The sequence below is a fragment of the Verrucomicrobiota bacterium genome, from assembly GCA_019247695.1.
In the GTDB taxonomy this organism is placed as follows: domain Bacteria; phylum Verrucomicrobiota; class Verrucomicrobiia; order Chthoniobacterales; family JAFAMB01; genus JAFBAP01.
In genome coordinates this window covers 1-4,323 of record JAFBAP010000098.1, presented here as the reverse complement: position 1 = coordinate 4,323, position 4,323 = coordinate 1, and the positions used below count along the sequence as shown (strand labels likewise).

The following is a 4,323-nucleotide window of genomic DNA, read 5'->3' as shown; positions in this document are numbered from 1 at the left end:
GCCCGCAGGATGGCGCAATCGATCTCGGCGCGCAGCCGCTCAGAAGTGAGTTTCTGTCCGGCCCAAACGAGCCGGCGCCCGGGCCCGATCTCAGAGGCACGCAACACCTCATAGGCGCGCGCCAGGCCGATCTCCGTGATTCGGATGGCGTTCCGGAGCGCTTTGAGCTCTGCCGCGGTCTTGAATTCCCGGGCCGGCCAGAATAGGCCCGACCTGGGCTCCAGCTCGATCCCGTGCTGGTTGAAGGTGACCGCCAGTTCCAATGGGAAATTCGCCGGCACCAATGCTTTGCGCACCCGCCGCCCGCGCACGAAGCTCGCCAGCGTCTGGCCGACGGACGGTTTGGTCTTGAGCTTCTTTTCCAACGTCTTTTCGAGGGCCGACAACGAAACCACTTCGTCGACCGCGGCCTCCGACCGGCCCCGGTCCACCTCCAAATCGCTGAGCACAATGGTTTTCCTGCCGTTCTGTTCCAGAAACAGGAAGGGGTCCGGCACGGAAAAGCGCGTCGCATAAAACATGTCGGCCGAAAGTTCGCTCGAAGCGAAGATGATGCGCGAAGGCGTTTTGGAAACCATTAAGGAAGACGATCGGTGATTGCCGGCCGATGATCAATTCGCTCCTTATCGGGTCGCCGGCCGGCACTCGCGCTCACCGGCTGCGGGTGATCGGGAATTGCGTTTCCGGGTTATTCTGATTCGGCGGCGGGCCGGCAAGCGTATCGGCAAAGATGAGGATTGGACTACAGGTTGCGGTGATCGGGGCGGGCCTCGGCGGCCTGTCGGCGGCCGCGTTACTCGCGCGCAGCGGTCTGCGGGTGACCGTCTTTGAAAAGGGCTGCCGGGCCGGCGGCAAAATGAACGTTTTTTCGGCAACCGGGTTCACCTGGGATACCGGGCCGTCGCTGGTCACGATGCCGCACGTCCTGAAGCGGTTATGGCAAAAACTGGGCCGAGACCTTGATCGGGACCTCGAACTGATCCGGCTCGAACCATCGTGCCGGTATTTCTGGCCGGACCGGCACCAGATCGACGAAGACGAAGCTTTCTGGCAGCGGCCGGACTTGGTCCGGCTGCTCCGCCACGCGGCCGGGATTTACGACCTCTCAGCGGAAGCGTTCCTGGAACACCGGCTTGAGGACTGGTGGAAACAGCTCCGCTGGAAAAATCTTCCGAAGCTCCGGCATCTGCCCAAAATTGCCGACCGGCGCACCCTGGCGCAGCTGGCGGCCGGCTGCTTTACGGACAAACGCCTGCGACAATACCTTGGGCGATTCGCGACGTACAACGGTTCGTCGCCGTATCGCACGCCGGCGGCATTTGCCATTATCCCGTACGTCCAGCGCCAATTCGGCAGCTGGTACGTCAAAGGCGGGCTGTACCGGATCGCGGAAAACCTCGCGCGGATTTGCCGGGAAGAGGGCGTCCGGTTTGAGTTCGGTACAGAGATCTCCGGGGTGCAGCCTGCCGGGCGCGGGTTCACGCTGGCCACGGGCGCCGGGACGGCGTTCCACTGCGACCTGGTAATTTGCAATCAGGACGTGCTCTCAGCCGATGCCCGGCTCTTTCCGCCGCCGCTCCGCAGGGGGTACGCTTCCCAACGCCGCGACCTGGCCGTTTCCGGCTTCGCCATGTTGCTGGGCATACGCGGCAGCCACCCCGGGCTCCTGCACCATAATGTTTTCTTCTCCGATGACTACGAAACCGAGTTCCGGCAGATCTTTGATCAGCGCACGCCGCCGTCGCCGCCCACCATTTACGTTGCCATCGACAGCAAGACTGAACCGGAACGCGCGCCGGCCGGGCACGAAAACTGGTTCGTACTCGTCAACGTGCCCGCTTTTCGCAACCCGGAGGAAGGCAACCGGTGGGAGCGAATCCGCGAGCACTACGGTCGCGTGATCCTGCGCCGGCTGACGGCCTTCGGGGTCGATGGCCTTGAAACGAAAGTTGTCGAGCGCCATTACCTGTCCCCGCTCGATTTTGCCCGGCGGTTCAATGCGTTCGGCGGAAGCTTGTACGGCTTTGCGTCGCACGGCCTTTTTTCCGCCTTCAAACGGCCCCCGCTGCAGAGCCGCCGTCTGCCCAACGTCTGGTTCGTGGGTGGTAGCACGCATCCGGGTGGAGGGATTCCGCTTACCTTGCTCAGCGGCCAGATCGTGGCGGAACAGGTCCTTCGCTGAAGTCATGCCGTCCAAACCGTCGTTTTCCTTGTCCCGGATCACGCGCCTGGTGTTTTACGTCTGGACCGCGGTCGGATTTCTGGTGGTCCCGCTTAATCTCAACGAGGAACGCCTGCGGTCGACGATCACGCGCTCCTGGATCACTGACCTGGCATCCCGGGTCTTGAGCGGTTCCGACGCCGTCTGGTTGTGGCTGGGCGCGTTCACGACTTTTATCGCTCTCGGCTCGGAAGTATCCTGGGCCAAAGCCTGGTTCTGTGCACTGGGCGTCGGCGGGGCGGCCGCGCTCGTTGAGCTCGCCGGCGTCACGACCGGCATTCCCTTCGGCGACTACGTTTACTCGGACCGGCTCGGTCCCAAGCTTTTTTCGGTCCTGCCTGCGACCATCCCGGCTGCCTGGTTTATCGTGGTTGTCAACGGGCACGCGGTAGCGCCCGCCTCCCGTTGGCGTCCGGTCTGGGTCGGGCTGATCGCGGTGGCCACGGACCTGAGCCTCGAGGTCGTGGCCTGGAAAATCCGCGGCTATTGGCAGTGGTATCCTGGTCTCGCTCCCAAGCCAGGCTGGCCTCCGTGGCAAAATTACGCGAGCTGGTTCGCCTTGGGCGCTGGGCTTGACTGGCTTTTCCTGCGCGGATTGCCGATGCACCGCCTGCGGTGGAGCAGTTCAGGCATCCTCCTCACCATGAACCTGCTTTTTTGGGTGACGATCTTGTGCAGTATCTGAACGGTCGCCGTATGCCGGAGGCAGGTTCTCCGCATCGCCTCACTTCCGCTCGTACGCTTCGCGCAGGCGTTTCAGGTCGAGCTTGCCCATTTGCAGCAGCGCGTTCATCACCCGTTGCGATTTCTCCGCATCCGCGCCCTGCAACAGTTCAGATAAAGCCGTCGGGATGATTTGCCACGACACACCGTACCTGTCTTTAAGCCAGCCGCACCGCTGCGCCTCTAGATCGCCGCCGGCGGAAAGCGCCTCCCAATAATGGTCTACCTCCTCTTGCGTCTCACAATGGACCTGAAAGGAAATGGCCGGGTTGAATTTGAATGACGGACCGCCGTTCAGCGCGATGAAATCCTGTCCCTCGAGCTGAAATTCCACGGTCATGACCGTTCCCGCCGTCCGGCCGTGAATTTCATGCCCTGCCTCGCCATAACGGGAAACGTTTTCTATCCTGGAGTTTTTGAAGATGGAGACGTAAAAATTCGCGGCCTCTTCGGCCTGGTCATCGAACCACAAGAATGGGGTGATTTTTTGCATTGTTCTCCTTCCCCGGCGCTCGCAGGTACCGGTCTGAAGCGGATGCTTAAGACCGTTCAGCCATCGAGCGCTGCGGCATTACGTCACGATCAGCAACCGCTGCGTTGTTTCTCGACCTGCGCGCGCACCGTGAGGTTCTCCGCAGCCCTCCGCACGTCGGGAGGGAAGTCCGGCATCTCGAAGATTTGGCGAACCTCGATGGCGTCACCGTCTGCGGCCGGACAGCGCCTCGCCCATTCCACCGCTTCCTCCCTGGACTTCACATCGATTATCCAATAGCCGCCGATAACCTCCTTTGCTTCGATGAACGGCCCGTCGGTCACTTTGACCTTGCCGTGCGTAAACCGGACGCGCGCGCCCTTGGATATCGGATGAAGGCCGTCGAGCCCGATGAGCGCCCCGGCTTTCGCCAGCTCCTCGTTGTACTGCATCATCCGCGCAACGGCGTCGGCGGGTGGAGTAAACCCCTCTTCGGCCTTCTCCCCAGGCGGCGCGCCGGGTTGGTAGACACGCGGGATCATCAACATCATAAAGCGCATACGTGTGCTTCCTTGATTGGCGGTTGTGCGTCCGGCCGGGTTTCACTGCGGCACGACGATCATCCAGCACACGCCGAAGCGGTCGGCGACCATGCCGAAGCGCGGGGAAAAAAGCGTCTTGCCGAGCGGCATCTGCACCTGTCCGCCGTCCGCCAAGACGGTAAAGAGCCGATCGGCCTCCGCCGCGTTCGCCGCCGTGAGCGACAAGCCGAACCCCTGGAAGTTCGGTTTTCCCTGGCATCGGCCGTCGGACGCCATCACCTTCGTTTCCCCAATGCTCAGGCGCGCGTGCATCACCTTGTTCTCTGAACCGGCCGGCAGCATGCCTTCCGGACAGGGTTCGGGGG

Annotated in this window: 6 protein-coding genes; 2 read left to right on the top strand and 4 right to left on the bottom strand. The window is 62.3% G+C overall.

What is annotated here, in order from left to right:
- A partial coding sequence (locus JO015_10890) for an aminopeptidase P family protein (protein MBV9999603.1) occupies positions 1–578 on the bottom strand: 578 nt, incomplete at its 3' end.
- 152 nt (positions 579–730) lie between these two features.
- Between JO015_10890 and crtI the strand changes: the two genes are divergently transcribed.
- Complete coding sequence (crtI, locus tag JO015_10885) at positions 731–2,182, top strand: phytoene desaturase (protein MBV9999602.1); 1,452 nt, start codon at positions 731–733, stop codon at positions 2,180–2,182.
- A gap of 4 nt (positions 2,183–2,186) precedes the next feature.
- Positions 2,187–2,906, top strand: a complete 720-nt coding sequence (locus JO015_10880; protein MBV9999601.1) for a carotenoid biosynthesis protein — start codon at positions 2,187–2,189, stop codon at positions 2,904–2,906.
- Between the two features lie 39 nt (positions 2,907–2,945).
- Here the strand turns inward: JO015_10880 and JO015_10875 are convergent, their stop codons facing one another.
- The 3 genes from JO015_10875 to JO015_10865 all read right to left on the bottom strand — a co-directional run.
- On the bottom strand, positions 2,946–3,437 hold the full coding sequence (locus tag JO015_10875) for a VOC family protein (protein ID MBV9999600.1): 492 nt from the start codon (positions 3,435–3,437) through the stop codon (positions 2,946–2,948).
- Positions 3,438–3,526: 89 nt separating this feature from the next.
- Positions 3,527–3,976, bottom strand: a complete 450-nt coding sequence (locus tag JO015_10870; protein ID MBV9999599.1) for a YciI family protein — start codon at positions 3,974–3,976, stop codon at positions 3,527–3,529.
- Between the two features lie 42 nt (positions 3,977–4,018).
- A partial coding sequence (locus JO015_10865) for a VOC family protein (protein ID MBV9999598.1) occupies positions 4,019–4,323 on the bottom strand: 305 nt, incomplete at its 5' end.

Bases quoted from the DNA above. Each gene is read 5' to 3' on its own strand.
- JO015_10870 (MBV9999599.1), bottom strand. From the start codon at position 3,976: ATGCGCTTTATGATGTTGATGATCCCGCGTGTCTACCAACCCGGCGCG.
- JO015_10875 (MBV9999600.1), bottom strand. From the start codon at position 3,437: ATGCAAAAAATCACCCCATTCTTGTGGTTCGATGACCAGGCCGAAGAG.
- JO015_10880 (MBV9999601.1), top strand. From the start codon at position 2,187: ATGCCGTCCAAACCGTCGTTTTCCTTGTCCCGGATCACGCGCCTGGTG.
- crtI (MBV9999602.1), top strand. From the start codon at position 731: ATGAGGATTGGACTACAGGTTGCGGTGATCGGGGCGGGCCTCGGCGGC.